At 70.6% G+C, this 19,805-nt stretch carries 13 protein-coding genes and 1 pseudogene; 4 read left to right on the forward strand and 10 right to left on the reverse strand.

Features of this window, described 5'->3' with window-relative positions:
• Positions 1-2 precede the first annotated feature (2 nt).
• The 9 genes and pseudogenes from ACIQRW_RS26640 to ACIQRW_RS26680 form a co-directional block, all read right to left on the reverse strand.
• Positions 3-671: a lactate utilization protein C gene (locus ACIQRW_RS26640; protein ID WP_403764691.1), complete on the reverse strand. Its 669-nt coding sequence runs from the start codon at positions 669-671 to the stop codon at positions 3-5.
• Positions 668-2,152 carry a lactate utilization protein B gene (locus ACIQRW_RS26645; RefSeq protein WP_403764692.1) on the reverse strand — a complete coding sequence of 495 codons (1,485 nt, stop codon included), beginning with the start codon at positions 2,150-2,152 and terminating at the stop codon, positions 668-670. The genes ACIQRW_RS26640 and ACIQRW_RS26645 overlap by 4 nt, the downstream gene beginning before the upstream one ends.
• The gene (locus ACIQRW_RS26650; RefSeq protein ID WP_403764694.1) at positions 2,149-2,856 is read right to left on the reverse strand and encodes a (Fe-S)-binding protein; all 708 of its coding nucleotides are present in this window, start codon (positions 2,854-2,856) and stop codon (positions 2,149-2,151) included. Before ACIQRW_RS26650 ends, ACIQRW_RS26645 begins: the two co-directional genes overlap by 4 nt.
• A gap of 83 nt (positions 2,857-2,939) precedes the next feature.
• Positions 2,940-3,119 (reverse strand): annotated as a pseudogene (locus ACIQRW_RS26655) (rhamnose isomerase); the annotation flags it as partial.
• A 158-nt stretch (positions 3,120-3,277) separates the two neighbouring features.
• On the reverse strand, positions 3,278-5,419 hold the full coding sequence (locus ACIQRW_RS26660; protein ID WP_403764696.1) for a family 43 glycosylhydrolase: 2,142 nt from the start codon (positions 5,417-5,419) through the stop codon (positions 3,278-3,280).
• An 86-nt stretch (positions 5,420-5,505) separates the two neighbouring features.
• A complete protein-coding gene (locus ACIQRW_RS26665; protein WP_403764698.1) occupies positions 5,506-6,957 on the reverse strand; it encodes an arabinose isomerase in 1,452 nt (483 codons plus the stop codon).
• A gap of 145 nt (positions 6,958-7,102) precedes the next feature.
• Positions 7,103-8,140, reverse strand: coding sequence for a LacI family DNA-binding transcriptional regulator (locus ACIQRW_RS26670; RefSeq protein ID WP_403764700.1), 1,038 nt, complete (start codon positions 8,138-8,140; stop codon positions 7,103-7,105).
• A gap of 50 nt (positions 8,141-8,190) precedes the next feature.
• The gene (locus tag ACIQRW_RS26675; RefSeq protein WP_403764702.1) at positions 8,191-9,507 is read right to left on the reverse strand and encodes an MFS transporter; all 1,317 of its coding nucleotides are present in this window, start codon (positions 9,505-9,507) and stop codon (positions 8,191-8,193) included.
• Positions 9,508-9,568: 61 nt separating this feature from the next.
• Positions 9,569-9,898: an L-rhamnose mutarotase gene (locus ACIQRW_RS26680; RefSeq protein ID WP_403764704.1), complete on the reverse strand. Its 330-nt coding sequence runs from the start codon at positions 9,896-9,898 to the stop codon at positions 9,569-9,571.
• A 270-nt stretch (positions 9,899-10,168) separates the two neighbouring features.
• On the opposite strand from ACIQRW_RS26680, the gene rhaI reads away from it, so the two are divergent.
• The 3 genes from rhaI to ACIQRW_RS26695 all read left to right on the forward strand — a co-directional run bounded on the left by rhaI (position 10,169) and on the right by ACIQRW_RS26695 (position 14,977).
• A complete protein-coding gene (gene rhaI / locus ACIQRW_RS26685) occupies positions 10,169-11,335 on the forward strand; it encodes an L-rhamnose isomerase (protein WP_403764706.1) in 1,167 nt (388 codons plus the stop codon).
• A 76-nt stretch (positions 11,336-11,411) separates the two neighbouring features.
• On the forward strand, positions 11,412-13,454 hold the full coding sequence (locus ACIQRW_RS26690) for a bifunctional aldolase/short-chain dehydrogenase (RefSeq protein ID WP_403764708.1): 2,043 nt from the start codon (positions 11,412-11,414) through the stop codon (positions 13,452-13,454).
• 17 nt (positions 13,455-13,471) lie between these two features.
• Complete coding sequence (locus ACIQRW_RS26695; protein WP_403764710.1) at positions 13,472-14,977, forward strand: rhamnulokinase family protein; 1,506 nt, start codon at positions 13,472-13,474, stop codon at positions 14,975-14,977.
• A gap of 57 nt (positions 14,978-15,034) precedes the next feature.
• Here ACIQRW_RS26695 and ACIQRW_RS26700 read toward each other — a convergent pair whose 3' ends face one another.
• On the reverse strand, positions 15,035-16,096 hold the full coding sequence (locus tag ACIQRW_RS26700) for a LacI family DNA-binding transcriptional regulator (RefSeq protein ID WP_403764712.1): 1,062 nt from the start codon (positions 16,094-16,096) through the stop codon (positions 15,035-15,037).
• 281 nt (positions 16,097-16,377) lie between these two features.
• Here ACIQRW_RS26700 and ACIQRW_RS26705 point away from each other — a divergent pair, with 281 nt between their 5' ends.
• The gene (locus ACIQRW_RS26705) at positions 16,378-19,791 is read left to right on the forward strand and encodes a glycosyl hydrolase (RefSeq protein ID WP_403764714.1); all 3,414 of its coding nucleotides are present in this window, start codon (positions 16,378-16,380) and stop codon (positions 19,789-19,791) included.
• The last annotated feature ends 14 nt before the right edge of the window (positions 19,792-19,805 follow it).

The following is a 19,805-nucleotide window of genomic DNA, read 5'->3' on the forward strand; positions in this document are numbered from 1 at the left end:
AATCAGGTCGAACGTGAGACGTGGTGCGTGCCCGTATGGGCCGTGGGGGAGTGCAGCAGGACGACGTCCAGCGTGCGCGGCCCGTGGACGCCCTCGACCCGGTCGAGCTCGATGTCGCTGGTGGCCGAGGGGCCGGAGATCCACGTCAGTGGGCGTGCGGGGTCGAGGCGTTCGAGGGCTTGGGGCACGGAGTCGACGACCTGGCCGGGGGCGTGGACGACGCAGATGTGGTGATCGGGGACCAGGGTGATCCTGCGCCGCCCCTGCCCGTCGCCGGCGTCGAGGACCAGGGTGCCGGTCTCGGCGATCGCCAGGGTGCAGCCGGTGACCACACCGTCGACGGCGTCCAGTGCGCGGGCGGTGAGGTCGGCGGTGTCCGGGATCTGCTCGGCGTCCGTGGCCGACAGCCACACCTGCGGCAGACCGGCGGGGACGACGATCCGGCGGGAGGCGCGCTCGGCGAGCAGTTGGGCGATGAATCGCGGCAGGCTGGCGGCGTCCGCATGGTGTACCCGGGCTCGGTACTCCGCCAGTAGTTCGATTGATTGCACCGGCGTGCGGGTGCCGTGCACGCGCAGGTAGTCCCGCGCGATCTCCGGTTCCGTCGCGCTGCCGGTATGTGCGGCCGTCGCCCGCCGGATCCGGTCCAGAATCATGTCGCGATGGCTCATGCGCCGCCGCTCCCTTCGCCGCCCTTGTGGGTGCGTTGCCACCAGTCGCTGAAGGACTCCGTGGGCACCGTCGGCAGATCGCGGCTGTCGGACCAGGCGCGTCCCGGTCCCGGCAGCCGCTTCGGGTGCACCTTGCGGGTACGGGCCGCAAGTCGCTGCCCGGCCCGCAAGGTCCGCGGATGCCGGAAGACCCAGCCCGCGGCGCGCATCGCCGCCCGCTCGACCGCGTGACTTCTCGCCGGTTTGATGACCGTCCGCCGGCCGCGCTCGGTGACCTCGCCGCCCTCTGCGACCCGTTCGCGCAGGTGCACCAGCACCTCGGGAATGTCGATGGCGACGGGACAGACCTCGTAGCAGGCGCCGCACAGCGACGACGCGTACGGCAGTGACGCCTCCAGCTCGCTCGCCGTGCCGCGCAGCTGCGGGGTGAGGATGGCGCCGATCGGCCCCGGGTAGGCGGAGCCGTATGCGTGGCCGCCGGCCCGCTCGTACACGGGACAGACGTTCAGGCATGCCGAGCAGCGTATGCACCGCAGCGCCTGCCGTCCGACCTCGTCGGCGAGGGTGTCGGTGCGGCCGTTGTCGAGCAGCACGAGATGGAAGTCCTGCGGCCCGTCGCCGTCGGTGGTGCCGGTCCAGGTGGTGGTGTAGGGGTTCATGCGCTCGGCGGTGGACGAGCGCGGCAGCAGCTGCAGGAACACCTCCAGATCCCGCCAGGTCGGCACCACTTTCTCGATGCCGACGACGGAGATCAGCGTCTCGGGGAGGGTCAGGCACATGCGGCCGTTGCCCTCCGACTCCAGAACGACCAGGGTGCCGGTCTCGGCGACCATGAAGTTGGCGCCGGAGATGGCGACCTTGGCCTTGAGGAACTTCTCCCGCAGGTGCAGCCGTGCCGCCTCGGCCAGGTCCGCGGGCCGGTCGCTGAGCCCGTCCGGGGCCGGTCTGCCCCAGTCGGCCATCTTCTCGGTGAAGATGTCGCGGATCTCGCCCCGGTTGCGGTGGATGGCCGGGACGAGGATGTGCGAGGGCAGATCGTCGCCGAGCTGCACGATGAGCTCGGCGAGGTCGGTCTCGTACGCGCTGATGCCGGCCTCGGCCAGGGCGTCGTTGAGCTCGATCTCCTGGGTCGCCATGGACTTGACCTTCACGACGTCCGTCTCGCCCGTCGCCCGCACCAGCTCGGTGACGATGCGGTTGGCCTCGGCGGCGTCCGCGGCCCAGTGCACGGTACCGCCGGCTTCGGTGACCGCTTCCTCGACCTGCACCAGATATCTGTCCAGGTGGCGCAGCGTCCGGTCCTTGATGGCCTTGCCCGCGGCGCGTAGCTGCTGCCAGTCGTCCAGTTCGGCGACCGCCGCGGCCCGCTTGGCGCGGATGGTGTGCGTGGCATGGCGCAGGTTGCCGCGCAGTTGCTGGTTCTCGGTGGCGTCGGCCGCGGCCCGCGGGAAGGCGGGCAGGCCCAGGAACGTACCGCTCACCACACGCCTCCTTCGGTGCTGGCGAGGATCTCCGCGATGTGTACGGGCCGGGCCGCGGAGCCGCGCCGGGACAGCGTGCCGCCGATGTGCATCAGGCAGGAGTTGTCCACCGTGCAGACGGCGTCGGCGCCGGTGTCCTCGATGTGCCGGGCCTTGTCCGCGCCCATCGCCGCGGAGACGTGGGGGTTCTTCACCGCGAAGGTGCCGCCGAAGCCGCAGCACTCCTCGGCTCCCTCCAGCTCCCGCAGCGACAGGCCCTTGACCTGCTCCAGCAACCGCCGCGGCCGGTCGCCCAGGCCGAGCATGCGCAGGCCGTGGCAGGTGGGGTGGTAGGTGACGGTGTGGGGGTAGTAGGCGCCGACATCGGTCACCCCGAGCACGTCCGTGAGGAACTCCGTCAGCTCGTAGGTCCGCCCGGCCGCGTCGCCCGCGGCCAGCTTCGGGTGGTGGTCGCGCACCATCGCGGCGCAGGAGCCGGACGGGGTCACCACGTAGTCGCAGTCGGCGAAGGTCCACGCGTACCGCTGCGCGAGCGGCTCCGCCTGGCTGCGATAGCCGGTGTTGTATTGCGGCTGGCCGCAGCACGACTGCTGCGCCGGGAACTCGACTGCGACGCCCAGCCGCTCCAGCAGTGCGACGGCCGCCTGCCCCGTACGCGGATACAGCGCGTCGTTGATGCAGGTCACGAACAGAGCTACGCGCACGGAGCCTCGGCCTCCTCCCACCGGGCGGCCTGGCCGCGCGGCTCGTACCGCAGCACGGGCTGCGTGCGGTGCAGCAGCCTGCGCAACCGCAGCGAGACGACCGGGGCAACGCCGGTGTAACGGTGGACCTGCGCCGTGTCGTCCGGCTTCTCGTACGGATCGCGCGGAACCCCGGGCTGGGCGAACACCTTGAACCGGGTGCCGGAGTCGCCGTACCCCCACGAAGGGGTCTCGATGGACTGGGACTTGAGGATTTCCTTCATCACGCATTCCGCTCGGACTCGAGCTCATCGAGGGACTTGTCGGTGGTGTTGAGCCTGGATCCACCGCGTGGTTTCTGATCGGGTTCGCTGGATGGTTCACAGCCGACCGCCGCACGGTGGATCCAGGCTGAGCAGTCTCCCCACTCAGTGGCGCGCCATCACGAGACGTCGGCCTCGACGCGCAGAACACGGCCGGACTCCGCAGCCCACTTCTTGCCACCGTCGTGGCTGATCAGGGCCCGACCTCCGTCGTAGGGGGTGGTGTCGCTGTAGGCGATGCCGTAGGCGCCCTGGGTCGTCGCGGACCGAACCACCAGCGCGAACCGGTCACCGGCGCGGACCTGCAGCGGTCGATCGAGCTTGAGCTCGGCCCATCGCGCGGCCCATGAGATCTTGTCGGCGGGGATCTCCACGGACGCCACGGTGGCGCCGACGCCGTCGGCCCCGGTGCGACGCAGGTCGAGGACGAGCGGCGCGTTCGGGTACCCGGACTGGAAGGTGGTGAAGCGCACCGCCCGCAGGCGGCCGGCGCCCGGCATCGTGATCTCCTGCGCGCGGGCGAGTCCGTCCGCGACGTCCCAGTGGGTGCGGTAGCCACGGTCGCCGGTGCTGACCGCCGGCTTGGGAGGGAGCGGCTTGTCCGGCCCGACCGGGATCGTGACGTCGTAGGACCGGCCGCACTCGATGGGCCGGATGGAGCCGTCGCTGTCGAACTCCAGAGGCTGCCAGTAGTGCTTGGCGAGCGCCTCGTTCGGCTTCGCGTTCATCCACACGTCCGACTGGTAGAGGTACACAGTGCCGGAGCTGGTCTCGAGCGGCAGGACGTCCGTCGGCTGTCCACCGCACGAGGTCGTGGTGATGTTGGTCCCGGTGATGGTCGGCGCCGGACGGTCCCACTTCTCCAGCCCGTCGGAGAAGTCGTCGGACAGCAGCACCGTTCCGTCTGCCGCGGTGACGGTGACCTCGTCGACGCTCGCCTTCTCGCCGGCGCCCTCGCGGAATCCAACGCGACCGTGATCGCTCGTGGTGTCCTCCGTGGTGTCCACCAATCGGCCGTCGATCCAGGTCTCGATTCGCGAGCCCTTGACGGTGATCTTGACGTCGTAGGACTGCCCGGTGACGATCGGCATCGGCAGCTTCTCGGTGGTGGCCGGCTTGCCCGGCACCAACTTGGTGAGGTTGCCACCGGTCGCCCCGTCGTGGGGGTAGTTGCCGATGAGCCACTGGTAGCTGCCTTCGGCCGATCCGCGCACGGCGAGGCCGACCTGCGCGTAGTCGCCCTCCTCGGCCCGCTTGGGCGTGACCTTCGCCTCGAAGGAGTAGTCCCGCCAGTCCTCGCCCTCGCGGCTCAGACCGACGTCACCACCCTCGATGTTCAGCATCCCGTCGGAGACCGACCAGGCGTCGCGGCTGGTGCCCGTCCCCGACCACGGCCCGAGCGGAGTGGGCGCTGTGACGTAGCCGGTGCCGGTGGTCGTGTACCCACGGTTGGGGTCGGAGTAGGTGAGGTAGTACGTGCCCTCACGCTCGAAGATCGTCGGCGCCTCGGTCGAGCGCAGATTCGTCCGGGTCCAGTCGCCGGTGCCTGTCGTATAGCTGTCGTCCAGGCGCTCGATGATGATGTCGCCGTCCCGGCGCCAGTCGGTGAACGAGAGGTAGGCGGTCCCGTCATCGTCGACGAAGATCTGCTGATCGCCGTAGTTCACGCCGCCGGGCGCACCCTCGGGGGCCGCGAGGTCCGGCACCTCCACCTCCTCGAACCCGCGGGTCGGGTGGTCGGAGGTGAAGACGTGGTAGCCGACACCGTTGTCGTAGGAGTTGATCCACAGCACGTACTTCTGGGTCTTCTTGTTGAACACGACGTGCGGGCGGAAGCAGCCGTAGGTGCCGCCGTCACACTGCTTCTGCCAGGTCTCCGTGGAGGCGTCGAACAGCGGACCGCGCGGGGTCCAGTTCACCAGGTCGGGCGAGCTGTAGGAGACGAACCCGCAGAACGGAGCCCCGGGGGTGTTCCACTCGAACCCGCAGCCGTAGCTGGTGCCATAGAGGTAGTAGGTATCGCCGAAGCGCTGAATCTGGCCGTCGTGGGCGTCGATGGCGTTGCCGTTGACGTCGAATCGGATGGTGGGGTTTCCGTCGGCGTCCTGGTTCACCAAGGTGACTGTTTTTTCGCCGGTCCCTGTCTTGGGCTTGTCCCCGTCAGTCGGAGCCGCATACGTCGTCTGCGCCGTGGAGAGCACCAGAACCAGGGGCAGCCCAAGCACGGCCAGCCGCCTGCGAAATCGTGCGGTCGTCGTCATGTCGTTTCCTCCAGAGATCAGATCAGAAGCAGCGGAATGGGAAGGTTTCGCTCTGAAGCGCCGGCGTTCTCGACCTGCTCCGGCCGTCAGACGGTGACGCGGACGAACGGCAGTCCGAGCAGGTCGGCGACAGCCTGGAGATCCTTGGCGCGATGTCCGACGCACAGGGCCCAGTGGTGGCCGATGCCGGAGGCGCTCCATGCGTCGGTCCACTCGCCGGGATCGCAGCCGAAGTCCACGCGGGAGGTGGTGTTGCCGATCTCCAGCAGCGGGCCGGGGACGACCTCGCCCTCCGAGGCGATCACCATGTAGGTGCCGTCCGCGTCCTGCCCGAGTCCGAAGGTGGTGACGGGGCCGTGCCGTACGTCGAACTCCACGCTCACGCCCCAGCCGCGCTTGCCGTGGTAGACGCCGAGGCCGCGCAGCAGGGGGTCGGCGCTGCTGATGGCGAGGTGGGCGGGACCGTCGTGGCCCATCTCGACGACGTTGTCGTCGAAGTTCAGTGCCTGTAGTTCGGTGAACGAGCCGCCCGCGCCGAGCCGGTCGGCGATGAGCATGGCCAGACTGGTGCGCAGCTCGTACTCACCGGCGACGGGGATGCCGCGCGCGGTGAGCAGTGAGGCGCCGAGGATCATCCCCGCCCCGAGGCGTTCGTGGAGTTCGCCGTCGAGGCCGCGATGGTAGTAGGCGAGGGAGTCCAGGGCGAAGTCGTCGACCAGGCGGTCCAGGCCGACCGAGACCTTGGCGCCCCAGCGCAGGTCCTCCTCGACGACGGATGTGTCGAGGGTGAACACCTCGCGGGCCAGGGCCACTCGCTCGTCGACCTGCCGCTCGGTGACCTCGGCGACGCGGACCCGCAGGTCGTCGACTTCGAGGACCTCCACGTGTGAGCCGAACTGGGCGGAGACGAGGGTGAGGTCGGTGGAGACGTCGAGCATGCCGGGGTAGAGGTGTCCCATCAGGCCGTGCCGTCCGTGCCGCATCGCGGCGCGCACACCGGCGGCGCGGATCCAGCGCTCGATGCGGGTCCAGGCGTTGTCGTCGTGCAGATGGCCGGAGACCGACCGGAAGGGGATGCGGGCCCGGCGGAACACGTTGGCGATCTCCGGCAGTGGGCACTGGCCGCAGTAGGCGAGCCACTTGCCGGTGTCGAACGTGGCGTGGTCCATGGACGCGGTCGGCTGCAGGTCGATGAGCAGCACGGGGGCCTGGCTGCGCTGGGCGATCGGCAGGACCATCGAGGCGGTCAGATAGGTCGTGAGGAAGGTGACGATCAGGTCGCAGTCCGTGGTACGCAGCTTGTCAGCGGCCTGGGCCGCCTCCTGCGGGTCGGACACGAAGCCGACGTCGACGACCTCGCACCCCATGCCGGAGAACCGGTCGGAGACTTCCCGGGCCGAGTGCTGCAGTTGCTCCAGAAGGCCGGGGAACTGGGGCCAGTACGCGCCGAGTCCGCCGGCGACAAGGCCGATCCGGGTCTTGCGCGGGGTCGTGCGGGGAAGCCCCACTTCAGCGGGTGCGGGGGTCTCCGTGGTCATGGTTCGGCTCCTTCAGGACGTACTGCCAAGGGGAATACCAAGCTGTAAAACGTTTTAATCGCGATCTCGGAGGGACCGTAAGCCGCACATGGCGGGGCGTCAAGGGTCGGCGCAGGGTGCCTGGGCGCCCTGCCTTGCTCCGGCGCTACTGTCCGGCGCTACGGTCCGGCGGTGGTCCGGCGACGGCGGCCGTCACGGGCAGGCTCGAGGAGCGGATCACCAGCTCGGGCTTGAAGACCAGGCTGGTCGGCTCCGCCCCGTCGGTGACCTCGCGCAGGAGGAGTTCGGCGGCCCGCCTGCCGATCGTGCGGGCGGGCTGGCGCACCGTGGTGAGGGCGACGCCTGCGGTCTCGGCGAAGTCGATGTCGTCATAGCCGACGATCGTCAGGTCGTCCGGGACGGCGATGCCGAGCCGCGTCGCGGCGTTCACCGCGCCGATCGCCAGCAGGTCGTTGGCGCAGAACAGGGCCTGTGGGCGGCGGTCGGCCGGGCGGGCGAGGAGCTCGCCCAGCGCCGCCGCCCCCGCACGGATGGTCAGCTCGGGCGCGGCGACGACGTCGATCTCCCCGCCGCGGAAGGTCGACCGCAGGCCGTGCAGGCGGTCGGACACCTGGCGCAGGGTGTGCGGTCCGCCGAGGTACGTGACGCGCTCGTGCCCGGCGGCCGTGAACAGCTCGCCGACCAGCGCGCCTCCGTGCACGTCGTCGACGGACACGGAGGCGAACCCCGGTCCTGCCGGGACCCGGTCGACGAACACCACGGGCGGGCTGTTGCGCCGGGCGGCCAGCAGCTGCGCGGCGACCGCCTCCTGGATGGGTGACAGCAGGATTCCGAGGACCCGCTGCTGGCCGAGGTACTGCAGGTGGCCGGCCTCCCGCGCGGGGTCACCGTTGCTGTTGCAGACGATCACCTGCGCGCCCTGCTCGGCGGCCGCGTCCTCGGCGCCGGCGATCAGGTCGGCGAAGAAGGGGTTGGCGATGTCCAGGACCACCACGGCGATGGTGCGGCTCTGCCCCGCGCGCAGCTGACGGGCAGGCTCGTTGCGGACGAATCCGAGATCATCGATCGCGCGTTCGACGCGTTCCCGCAGTTCCTGGCTGACCCGGTCCGGATGATTGAGGACGTTGCTGACCGTACCCAGGGACACGCCCGCGAGCCGCGCGACATCCTTGATATTGGCCATCGTCCCCTCCGATCACTCCGACCGGCCACCTTACCGGGCAGACGACAACCTCAGGCTCTGACCACAGGGGTCTCGCGGGTGCCGTCCGTCGCGCGCTCGGAGAGCACCTCTCCGTAGCGCTCCACCTCGATGTCCTCCAGGCTGCGGCCCTGGGTGTTGGGTGCCCAGAGTGCGCCGATGACCAGGGAGAGGACCAGCAGGCCGATCATGACCAGGCCCACGGCGGGGACGCCCTGGTCGGCCAGCATGGTCGGGAAGTAGTAGCTGAGCAGGCCGATCGACACGCGTGCGGCGAAGAACAGCAGACCCTGGGCGCTGGCCCGGTAGGGGGTGGCGAACAGCTCGCTGGTCCAGACCGCGTAGAAGGCCTGGGAGCCGATGCCCGCCGAGACGCCCCAGCAGACCGCGAACAGCATCAGGACCGGCAGCGAGGCGTGCACGAACACCAGCAGCACCCAGGCGACGACGCCGAGCACGGCGCCCACCGTGTAGAGCAGGCGGCGGCTGATCCGGTCGCCGAGCCGCATGAAGCCGAAGTAGGTGGCCAGCACGGTGAAGGACCACATCAGCACCTGGAGCAGGTTCTGCCCGGCGGCGCTCTCCACGCCCGAGGTCTCGTACACCCGGGGCATGAAGATCCCCATCTGTCCCGCGACCACGCCCCAGAAGCCGTAGATGCCGAAGAGGAACAGCAGGGCCTTGACGTTGAGCCGGTTGGAGAACAGTTCCCGCAGGCCGCGGGTGCGGCCGGCGTCCGCGCTGTCCCGGCTGGAGGTCCACTTGGCCGACTCGCTCAGGCCCTGGCGGATGTACCAGACGACGAAGGCGACGACGAACAGGTGCAGGAAGATCAGGCGGCTGCCGAGCAGGCCGAGCGGCCCGGTGAGCACGACCGCGAGCAGGAACCCGATCACCGGGCCCATCGACCAAGCCAGTTGGGCCGATCCGACGTGTTTGGCGCGCTGCTCGGGCGGTGCTTCCTCGGCGATGTAGGTCCAGGAGGCGGGGACTCCCGCTCCGACGGCTATGCCGGTGATCACGAAGGCGACGAGCAGCATCCCGTAGCTCACCGCGAAGGCCGCGAGCAGCACGCCGAGCATGTACAGGAGCAGGTCGTAGGTGTAGATGAACTTGCGGCCGTAGCGGTCGCACAGCGGGCCGCCGATCGCGGCGCCGACAGCGGCGCCGAACGCGTTGGCGCTGATCGCGGCGAGCAGGCCGACCGCGAAGTCGTCGACGCCGAAGCGTTCCTGCCACAGGGTGAGGCTGGTGGCGATCGCGATGATCGACCCTGCCTCGATGTAGTTGGACATGGCGACCGAGATGGTCGCCTTCCAACCGCTGGTGTTCTTGCTCCCGATGCGCATCGTCGCTGCCTCTCAGCAGTGGTCGGGCGGAAATGCGGACAGCCGTGACCGGCGGGTTCGCTCAGGCCAGGTGGAAGTACGCCGACAGTCGCTCCATGCCCTGGTCGGGCCTGCGGTCGTCGACGGTGAAGTAGCGGGACATGGAGGCCTGCCAGCGGGCGTTGACCGGCTCGGCGTCCATGCCGGCGAGTGAGGCATCGAAGTCGGCACATGTCACGACGCCGACGACCAGACCGTCCTGCTCGCGGACAAAGAGCGAGTAGTCGCGCCAGCCATGCCGGCGCAGTGCGTCGAGCATCTCGGGCCACACCGTGCGGTGGGCCTCCAGGTACTCGTCGACCAGCTCGGGACGCAGGTGCATCAGGAAGCACACGCGCTCGTCGTCGTTCACGGCCACCTCTCCGGGGCGATGACTTCCACGTTAATGAAGCGTTTCAAATCTGCGATGCGGCGACGCTGCCATGACGCGCAGCGAAATACAAGGGCTCAACCGCAGATCGTTTCTGGTCGCAACCATCTCGTTTCATTGACGCTCGCGGAGAGGGCGACTACCGTCACTCTCGATTTTGATACGTTTCAACCGTGCGGCGGGGCGAGGGCAGTGCGCCGCACCCGACCTGCCGTCCCGCCGTCCGGCCCGGACCGATCGAGGAGATCACCGATGACGACACCCCCGTCCGTTCTCGCCGCGCTCGCAGAGCAGTCGATCGAGCTCCCGAGCTGGGCGTTCGGCAACGCCGGTACCCGGTTCAAGGTGTTCGGCCAGCCCGGCGTGGCACGCGACCCCTGGGAGAAGCTCGCCGATGCCGCGCAGGTGCAGCGCTTCACCGGGCTCGCACCGCGGGTGTCGCTGCACATCCCGTGGGACCGGGTCGACGACTACGACGCGCTGACCTCGTACGCCCGCGACCTGGGCATCACGATCGGCGCGGTCAACGCCAACCTCTTCCAGGACGACGACTACCGGCTCGGCTCGCTCACGCACCCCGACCGGGCCGTCCGCAAGAAGGCCATCGCCCACCACGCCGAGTGCGTGGACATCATGCGGGCCACCGGCTCCACCGACCTCAAGCTGTGGCTGCCCGACGGCACCAACTACGCCGGACAGGACGACATCCGGGCCCGGCAGGACCGCCTCGCCGAGTCCCTGCACGAGGTCTACGCGCTGCTCGACCCCGACCACCGGCTGCTGCTTGAGTACAAGTTCTTCGAGCCGTCCTTCTACACCATGGACATCCCCGACTGGGGCACCTCGCTGCTGCACTGTCTGGCCCTCGGCGACCGCGCCCAGGTCGTCCTGGACACCGGCCACCACGCCCCCGGCACCAACATCGAGTTCATCGTCGTGCAGCTGCTGCGGGCCGGACGCCTCGGCGCCTTCGACTTCAACTCCCGCAACTACGCCGACGACGACCTGATCGTCGGTGCGGCCGACCCCTTCCAGCTGTTCCGGATCATGAACGAGATCGTCGGCAACGACGCGCTCGCCCCGGCCTCCGGCGTCAACTTCATGCTCGACCAGTGCCACAACATCGAGCCCAAGATCCCCGGCCAGATCCGGTCGGTGCTCAACGTCCAGGAAGCCACCGCCAAGGCCCTGCTCGTCGACCGGGACGCACTGCGCGCCGCCCAGCAGGCAGGGGACGTACTCGGCGCGAACGCCGTCCTGATGGACGCGTACCACACCGATGTCCGCCCGCTGCTCGCCGAGTTCCGTGAGACCCGCGGCCTGCCCGCCGACCCGTACGCGGCCTTCGCGGCCTCCGGGTACGCCGAGCGCATCGCCGCCGAACGCGTCGGCGGTGTGCAGGCCAGTTGGGGTGCCTGAGCGGCCCGCCCGGGCGCCGACATCCGTCCGTCACATCCCGACGCCCCACCGACACACCCCGTCAGGAGAACCGTCCGTGAGTGAGACCCATCCCGTCGTCGCCGAGCTCATCGCGCGCAGCAACGCGCTCGGCTCCGACCCGCGCACCACCAACTACGCCGGCGGCAACACCTCCGCCTGCGGCACCGCCACCGACCCGGTCACCGCTTCCCCCGTGGACCTGATGTGGGTCAAGGGTTCCGGCGGCGACCTGGGCACCCTGACCGAGCCCGGACTCGCCGTCCTGCGCCTGGACCGGCTGCGCGCGCTCGTCGACGTCTACCCCGGTGTGGACCGCGAGGACGAGATGGTGGCCGCCTTCGATCACTGCCGGTTCGGGTCCGGCGGTGCGGCCCCGTCCATCGACACCGCCATGCACGGCCTGGTCCGCGCCGCCCACGTCGACCATCTGCACCCCGACTCGGGCATCGCCTTGGCCACCGCCGCCGACGGCGAGCAGCTCACCCGTGAGTGCTTCGGCGATCGCGTGGTGTGGGTGGCGTGGCGGCGCCCCGGATTCCAGCTCGGCCTGGACATCGCCCGTATCGCCGAGGAGAACCCGCAGGCCATCGGCGCGATCCTGGGCGGGCACGGCGTCACCGCCTGGGCCGACACCAGCGAGGGGTGCCAGGCCAACTCCCTGGAGATCATCCGAACCGCCGAGGCGTTCTTGGCCGAGCGCGGCAAGCCGCAGCCCTTCGGTGCGCCCTTGGCTCCCAACACCCCGCTGCCACCGGCGGAGCGGCGCGCCCGCGCCGCCGCCCTCGCCCCGGTGATCCGTGGCCTGGCGTCCACCGATCGCCGGCAGGTCGGTCACTTCGACGACTCCGAGGCCGTACTGGAATTCCTGACGGGCAGTGAGCATCCGCGGCTCGCCGCGCTTGGCACGTCGTGTCCCGACCACTTCCTGCGCACCAAGGTCCGCCCGCTGGTCCTCGACCTGCCCGCGGACACGCCTCACGATGATGCCGTCGCACGCCTGAAGGAGCTGCACACGCAGTACCGCGAGGAGTACCGCGCCTACTACGAGCGTCACGCCCTCCCCGACAGTCCGGCCATGCGCGGCGCCGACCCGGCGATCGTGCTGGTCCCGGGTGTGGGCATGTTCAGTTTCGGCGCCGACAAGCAGACCGCGCGGGTCGCGGGCGAGTTTTACGTCAATGCGATCAACGTCATGCGCGGCGCCGAGGCCGTCTCCCGCTACTCCCCCATCCCCGAGTCGGAGAAGTTCCGGATCGAGTACTGGGCCCTGGAGGAGGCCAAGCTCGCCCGCAAGCCGAAGCCCAAGCCGCTGGCAGGACGGGTCGCCCTGGTGACCGGAGCGGCGGGCGGCATCGGCAAGGCGGTCGCCACCCGCCTTGCGGCCGAGGGCGCCTGCGTCGTCGTCGCCGACCTGGACGCCGACAAGGCCCGTGCGGCGGCAGCGGAGTTGGGCGGCACGGACACGGCCGTCGGCGTCGGCGTGAACGTGAGCGACGCGGGCGCGGTCGACGCCGCCCTCGACGCCGCGGCGCTCGCCTTCGGCGGCGTCGACCTGGTCGTCAACAACGCCGGACTGTCGATCTCCAAGCCCCTCCTGGAGACGGACGAGAAGGACTGGGACCTGCAGCACGACGTCATGGCCAAGGGATCGTTCCTGGTCTCCCGCGCCGCCGCCCGCAGCATGCTCGCGCAGGGCCTGGAGGGCGACATCGTCTACATCGTCTCCAAGAACGCGGTGTTCGCCGGACCCAACAACATCGCCTACTCCGCCACCAAGGCCGACCAGGCACACCAGGTCCGGCTCCTCGCCGCGGAACTGGGCCCGCACGGGATCCGGGTCAACGGCGTCAACCCGGACGGCGTCGTGCGTGGTTCGGGCATCTTCGCCGGAGGCTGGGGCGCCCAGCGCGCGGCGGTGTACGGGGTCGAGGAGAAGGAACTCGGCGCGTTCTACGCCCAGCGCACCCTGCTCGGCCGAGAGGTACTTCCCGAGCACGTCGCGAACGCGGTGTACGCCCTGACCGGCGGAGAGCTGTCCCACACGACCGGGCTGCACGTGCCGGTCGACGCGGGCGTGGCAGCGGCGTTCCTGCGATGAGTGCAGGGCAGGCGGAGATGACGGAAGTCGCTGGGAAGCCGGCGGATGCGGATGCGGGTGCGGATGCGGGTGCGCCCCGCACCGAGGTTTTCGTGGCCATCGACCTGGGCGCGTCCAGCGGGCGGGTGATGGCCGCCGAAGTCCGCCCCGGGACCCTACGACTGCGGGAAGTGCACCGGTTTCCCAACCGGCCCGTGCGCACCCGCGGAACCCTGCACTGGGACGTACTCGGGTTGTACGGCAACATCCTCGACGGGCTGCGCATGCTGGCCCGGGAGGGTGCGCGCGTGGTCGGCATCGGCATCGACTCCTGGGCCGTCGACTACGGCCTGCTCGACGCCGACGGCCAGCTGCTCGGCAACCCCGTGCACTACCGCGACGGCCGCCACGGCACCGCGGTCGACGCGGTGCACTCGGCCGTCCCGCCCGCCGAGTTGTACGCGGTGGGGGGATTGCAGCACCTGCCGTTCAACACCGTCTTCCAGCTCACCGCGGCCCGGCGGTCGGCGAGGTTCGCTCAGGCCCGGACACTGCTTCTGGTGCCCGACCTGCTCGTGTACTGGCTCACCGGATCCATCGCCGCGGAGGTCACCAACGCCTCCACCACCGGCCTGCTGGATGCCACAAGCCGCAGCTGGTCCCTGCCCCTGCTGGAACGCCTGCGTCTGCCACCGGAGTTGTTCCCAAAATTGTGCGAACCAGGCGACATGCGAGGCGAGTTGAGCACCGAGGTGCTGGCCGAGACCGGGCTCAGCGGCCCGGTGCCGGTGCGGGCCGTCGGCTCACACGACACCGCGTCGGCGGTCGCAGGGATGCCCGCGACGACGGAGCACTTCGGCTACATCTCCTGCGGTACGTGGTCGTTGGTGGGCGTGGAGCTCGACCGGCCGGTGCTCACCGAGGAGAGCCGGGCCGCGCGGTTCACCAACGAGCTGGGCGTCGACGGGACGGTGCGCTATCTGCGCAACGTCATGGGCCTGTGGCTGCTGCAGGAATCGCAACGCACCTGGTCGGCACAGGGTCTGCCCACCGACCTGGACGAACTGCTCGCAGCCGCGAGTGCCCTGCCCGTCGGCGGTCCCGTCGTCGATTGCGACGACCCGAGGTTCCTGCCGCCGGGCGACATGCCCTCGCGTATCCGGGAGGCCTGCCGGGAGCGCGGCACCGAACTGGCTCACAGTCAGGCCGCGTTGGTTCGTTGCGTCCTGGACAGCCTGGCCCTGGCCTACCGCGACACCCTCGACACGGCCGAGCGGCTCTCCGGTCGGCGGATCGACGTGGTGCACCTCGTCGGCGGCGGTGCTCGCAACGCTCTGCTGTGCCGGCTCACCGCGGAGGCCTGTGGCCGGCCGGTCGTCGCCGGGCCCGTCGAGGCGGCGGCGCTGGGCAACGTCCTGGTCCAGGCCCGGGCGGCGGGCGCGGTTTCCGGCGGGCTTCCGGAGCTGCGCGCCCTACTGGCGCGGACCCAGGAGGTCGTACGCCACGAGCCGCACGCTGCCGCGCCGTCACGGACGGCGGCCTGAGCGCACGTCAGGAAGCGCGGCGAGGGCCGGGCATGGCCTGGCCCGCGCGGCCCCCGGTCAGGGAGCGGAGTCGCGGACGACGAGGGTGGGGGCGAACACCCGGGAGGTATGGGTGTGTTCGCCCGGCGGCGCCTCCACCTCGTCGAGGAGCAGCTCGACGGCGGTGCGGCCCAGGTCCTCGACGGACTGGCGGACGGTGGTGAGCGGCATCCCCGACAGCGTCGCCGCGTCCAGATCGCCGAACCCGGCCACGCGGATGTCCGCCGGCACCTGCACGCCGTACTCCAGGAGTCCGCGGACAAGGCCTGCCGCCAGGAAGTCGTTGGTGCAGAACACGCCGACGGGCAGCTCGGGCGCCTCAGCCAGCGTGCGGGCCACGGCCACCCCGGCGGCGAGCGTCATCTCCTGGACGGTGACCTCCACCAGCCGGACGCCGGGCCGTTCCCGTACCGCCTCCTCAGCGCCCCGGTAGCGGTCGGCGCACTGCTGGATGTCCCGGCTGCCGTTGACCACCACGACCGTCGCCTCGCCGCCCACCCCGCCGGATCGCCCGGCACGGTGCCCGAGGAGTTGCTCGACGGCCGTCCGGCCGCCTCCTACGTCGTCCACGGCGACCGAGCAGCCGTCCGCGGTGGAACCCGCGCGGTCGGTGGTGACCAGCGGGATGCCGCGCCGACGCAGCCGGGCAAGGCGGCCGCGGTCGGCGGCCACCGGCACCACGATCACACCGGCGGACCGCTGGTTGGCGAGCATGTCGAAGTACGCCTGCTCGCGCTCGGGATCGTCGCCGCTGTGGCACAAGGTCAGCGAGTAGCCGCGCTCGTAGGCGGCGTCGGCCGCGCTGCCTGCGATCCGCGCGTAGAAGGAGTTGACGATGTCGGGCACCACCAGACCCAGCGCGCGGACCCGGCCGCTGCGCAGACCGACCGCCCCAGGGTGGGCCACGTAGTCCAGCTCCCGCACGGCTCGCAGCACGCGCTCCGACGTCTGCGCGGTGACCCGTCCGGGACGGTTGAGCACGTTCGACACGGTGGCCACCGACACTCCGGCCAGGGCGGCGACGTCCTGGATCCGGGCTGTCCGCCGTGCGGAGGCCGACCCGCCGACCTTCTTCGCCATGCCGCCCACCCACCTTCTCCCTGACGTACAGCTGCCCACCCTATGAGACCCGGACCAACGCCCCCTCGGCCGGATCGACCACAGCGGGTGGACACCGACGTACCCGTTGACGCCGATGATGCGCGGTCCTAGGGTTCAGGTCTTGTAAAACGTTTCAAGAGACTGGTCGAGCGGCCCCTTGCCGGCCTCCTGTGGCCCTCGCCCCGCGCGCTGATCCCTACCGCTGCCGGGCGTACCGGAGCCCGCCGCATGCCTGCCACCCTCTGTTCCGAGGAGCGACGTTGACCGACACTCCAGCCGTACGGATCGTGACCACGAACGACGGCCCCGCACTTTCTCGCCGATCGGTACTCGCGCTGGCCGGCGCAGCCGCACTGGCCGCGAGCATCCCTCTCACCGGTACCGCTCGGGCGGCCACCGCACCGGCGCCGGTCGACGGAGCGTTCCGGAGGGACTGGTTCGCCGACCCGCGCCCGGACAGCAGACCCACCATCCTGTGGTTCTGGAACGGCACCGTGACCACCGACCTCGTCCGCGCGCAGCTCGCCGACATGCGGGACAAGGGGATCCACGAAGTGCTCGTCTTCCCTTTCGAGACCGATCAGCTGCGCCCGGTGTTCTTCAGCGAGGAGTGGTTCTCGATCATCGAGTTCACCCTCCGCGAGGCAGAGCGCCACCACATGCACCTGTGGCTGTTCAACGACGACCACTTCCCCAGCGGCAGGGCGGGCGGACTGGTCGTCGGCGGCGGCCGAGTGGGGGGCCGGGCACTGCCGCCGCGACCGGAACACGGCTTGAAGGGCGTCGGGTTCGCGCAGCTGGACGTTGCCGGAGGGACCGGCGTGCCACTCGTCGCCCGCGGGCTGTCGGTCGCCGACGGCCGGCTCCTGGTGGACGCGCAGGCGCGGGACGGCGTCACCCTGCTGCGCGACGGATCCGACTGGCGCGACTACGCCGTGCACGCCACCGTTCGCATCGCGAAGGGCACTGCGGGGCTGATGGTGCGCAGCGCCGACGAAGCCAACGGCCTGCTGGTCGAGCTGCGCGCGGACGGCGGTGTCGATGTGTGGCGCCAGCGGGACGGCCGGTTCGAGAACGTACGCGAGGGCACACCCGTGAGCGGCTTCGACGCCGCCCAGGATCACGACCTGGCGGTGGCGTTGCGCGGTGCCCGGGTGCAGATCTCCCTGGACGGGACCGACCTGCCCCACCTCGATGACGCCACCTTCGACTCCGGCAAGGTCGGCGTCCGGGCCACCGCGGACCAGCGCTCCGCATGGAACGCCCTGGTCGTGCACGACGCCGACGGCGCGGAGCTGTACAGCGAGGAGTTCGACACCTCCGAGGCCCTGGAGGCTTTCGCTCTGCCCAAGCCCGCCCCACTGGTCGCGGCGACCGCCCGGCCCCGGGGTTCGACGTCCCCGGACGACATGGTGGACCTCACCGACGCCGCCCGAGCCGGGGACACCTGGAAGGCGCCGCCCGGCGAGTGGCGGGTCGATCTGTTTCCGCTGCGGGAGCTCGCCCAAGGGCAGGGAGTCGGTCACCACTACCTGGACCTGCTGGACGACAAGGCGGTCGACCTGTTCCTCGACACTGTCCCGGGCGAGTACGTACGCCGGTTCCCGTGGGCCATCGGCGGGGTGCTGCGCGGCTTCGCCGACGATGAGCCCTTCCTCGCATCGGCGGACGCGCACCTGAACACGGTCCCCTGGTCACCGTCTCTGGACAAGGAACTTCACCGGCTCGGTGTGCGGCCGGGGCCCGCGCTGTCGGCGGTCCACACCGACCTCGGCGCTGAGGGCGAACGGCTGCGCGGCGCGTTCTGGCGCGCGGTGTCGAACCGGTTCTCCACCGCGTACTACCGCCGCCAGGGCGCGTGGATGGACGAGCGGGACCTGCGCTTCATCTCCAACCCGCTGTGGGACGAGTACGGCCCGGCCGAGCAGGTGCGCAGCTCCGGCAACCTGAACACCAGCCACCAGTGGGCGCAGGTTCCCGGCACGGACCTCATCTTCGACCACTATCAGCGCGGGTATCACCGCACCCTGCCGCGGTGGGCCGCCAGCGCCGCCCACCAACTGGGCAAGGAACGCGTCTACTTGGAGGCGATGGGAGGAACCGGCTGGCCGGTCACCCCGGCCCTGACCCGGGCGGTCGTCGGCGCGTTCGCTGGGCGCGGCGTCAACCACACGCTCCTGCACGCCAGTTTCAGCGACGAGAAGCAGATCGTGTACCCGCCGCCGTTCCAGCCGGTGAACCCCTGGTGGGACAAGTCGGCGCCACTGAACGAGTGGATCGGCCGGCTGATGGAAGCCTGCCGGGCCCCGGCGCGCCCGCGCACGGCTCTGGTGCAACCGCAGCGAGCCGCCGAAGGCTCGCAGGACACGGCCGCCGTCGAACAGCTCGACCGGGATTTCACCGCCGCTGTGCATGCGTTGGAGGACCGTCAGGTCGACTTCGACCTCCTCGACGAAGGCGCCCTCGACGACGACCCCGCGCTCCGGGCGACCGCACGGCCCGAGGGGCCTCGCCTGGTCGTCGGCCGACAGGAGTACCGCGTGGTGTTGCTTCCCCCCACCCGCACCCTGGCTCTGGGCACGGTCGAGACGCTGCGGCGTTTCGTCCGTGGCGGAGGCACGGTGGTGGCCGTCGGTGCCCTGCCCGAACGGGAGGTCGGCGGCGACCACACGGCCCTGCGCACAGCCCTGCGCCGTCTGTTCGCTTCTGAACAGTCGGCCCACCGCGTATCCGACGCGACGGCGGCGGCCACCGCGGTGGTGTCCGCCGGCGCGGCCGCCGCGTCGCTTTCCCCGCACACAGCCGATGTACGGGTGATGCGCCTACAGCACGGCAGGGACACCGCGTTCGTCGTGGCCAACGAAGCGGAGAGGACAGTGGAAACCACCCTCACGCTCCCGGCGTCCGGCGTGCCGGAGGTCTGGGACCCGGACACCGGAAGCACCGCACCGGCGGGCGTGTGGCGCTCCGCTCCCTTTCCCGGCCAACGCGGTGCGGGAACAGCTGTGGAACTGCGCATCGAGTCGAAGGCCACCCTGCTTGTCGTCGTGCGGGGGGAGTCCCGCGAACCCCTCCACGCGGAGTCGGCTTCCGTGCCCGTACAGCGGATACGCAGGGCGGACCGAGGCAGCGCCTTGGCGACGGTCCGGGCGGAGCGGCCCGGCACGGTCACGGTGACCGCGACCGACGGCAACCGCCGCTTCAAGGGAAGCGCCGAGGTGACCGACTCGTTCTCTCCGGTCGCCCTCGATGGCGACTGGACCTTCCGCTTCGACCGGGACGGGGCCCAGAGCCTCACACGACCGCTGGGCTCCTGGACCGAGCTCGACGCCCGGCACTCGGGGGAGGCCGACTACGAGAAGACCGTCGAACTCGACGCGGACACCCTGGCCGGCCGACGCTGGACGCTGGATCTGGGCACGGTCCGGGAGACGGCCCACATCGTCGTCAACGACAGACCGCTGGGCTCGCGGCTGTGGCCCCCGTACCGCATCGACATCACCGAGGCACTGCGGCCGGGACGCAATACCGTGCGGGTTCGGGTGACCAACACGGGTGCCAATACCCGCGGTGAGAAGGTCGTCTCAGGACTGATCGGCCCGGTGGAGATGCGCCCCTGGCGCGAAGTGGAGGTGCCGCTGCCGCCGGTGCGGTCCGTCGGTGGCAGCGAGTAGGACCACCGCGTGCT

The organism is Streptomyces sp. NPDC091287, assembly GCF_044768525.1.
GTDB lineage: Bacteria > Actinomycetota > Actinomycetes > Streptomycetales > Streptomycetaceae > Streptomyces.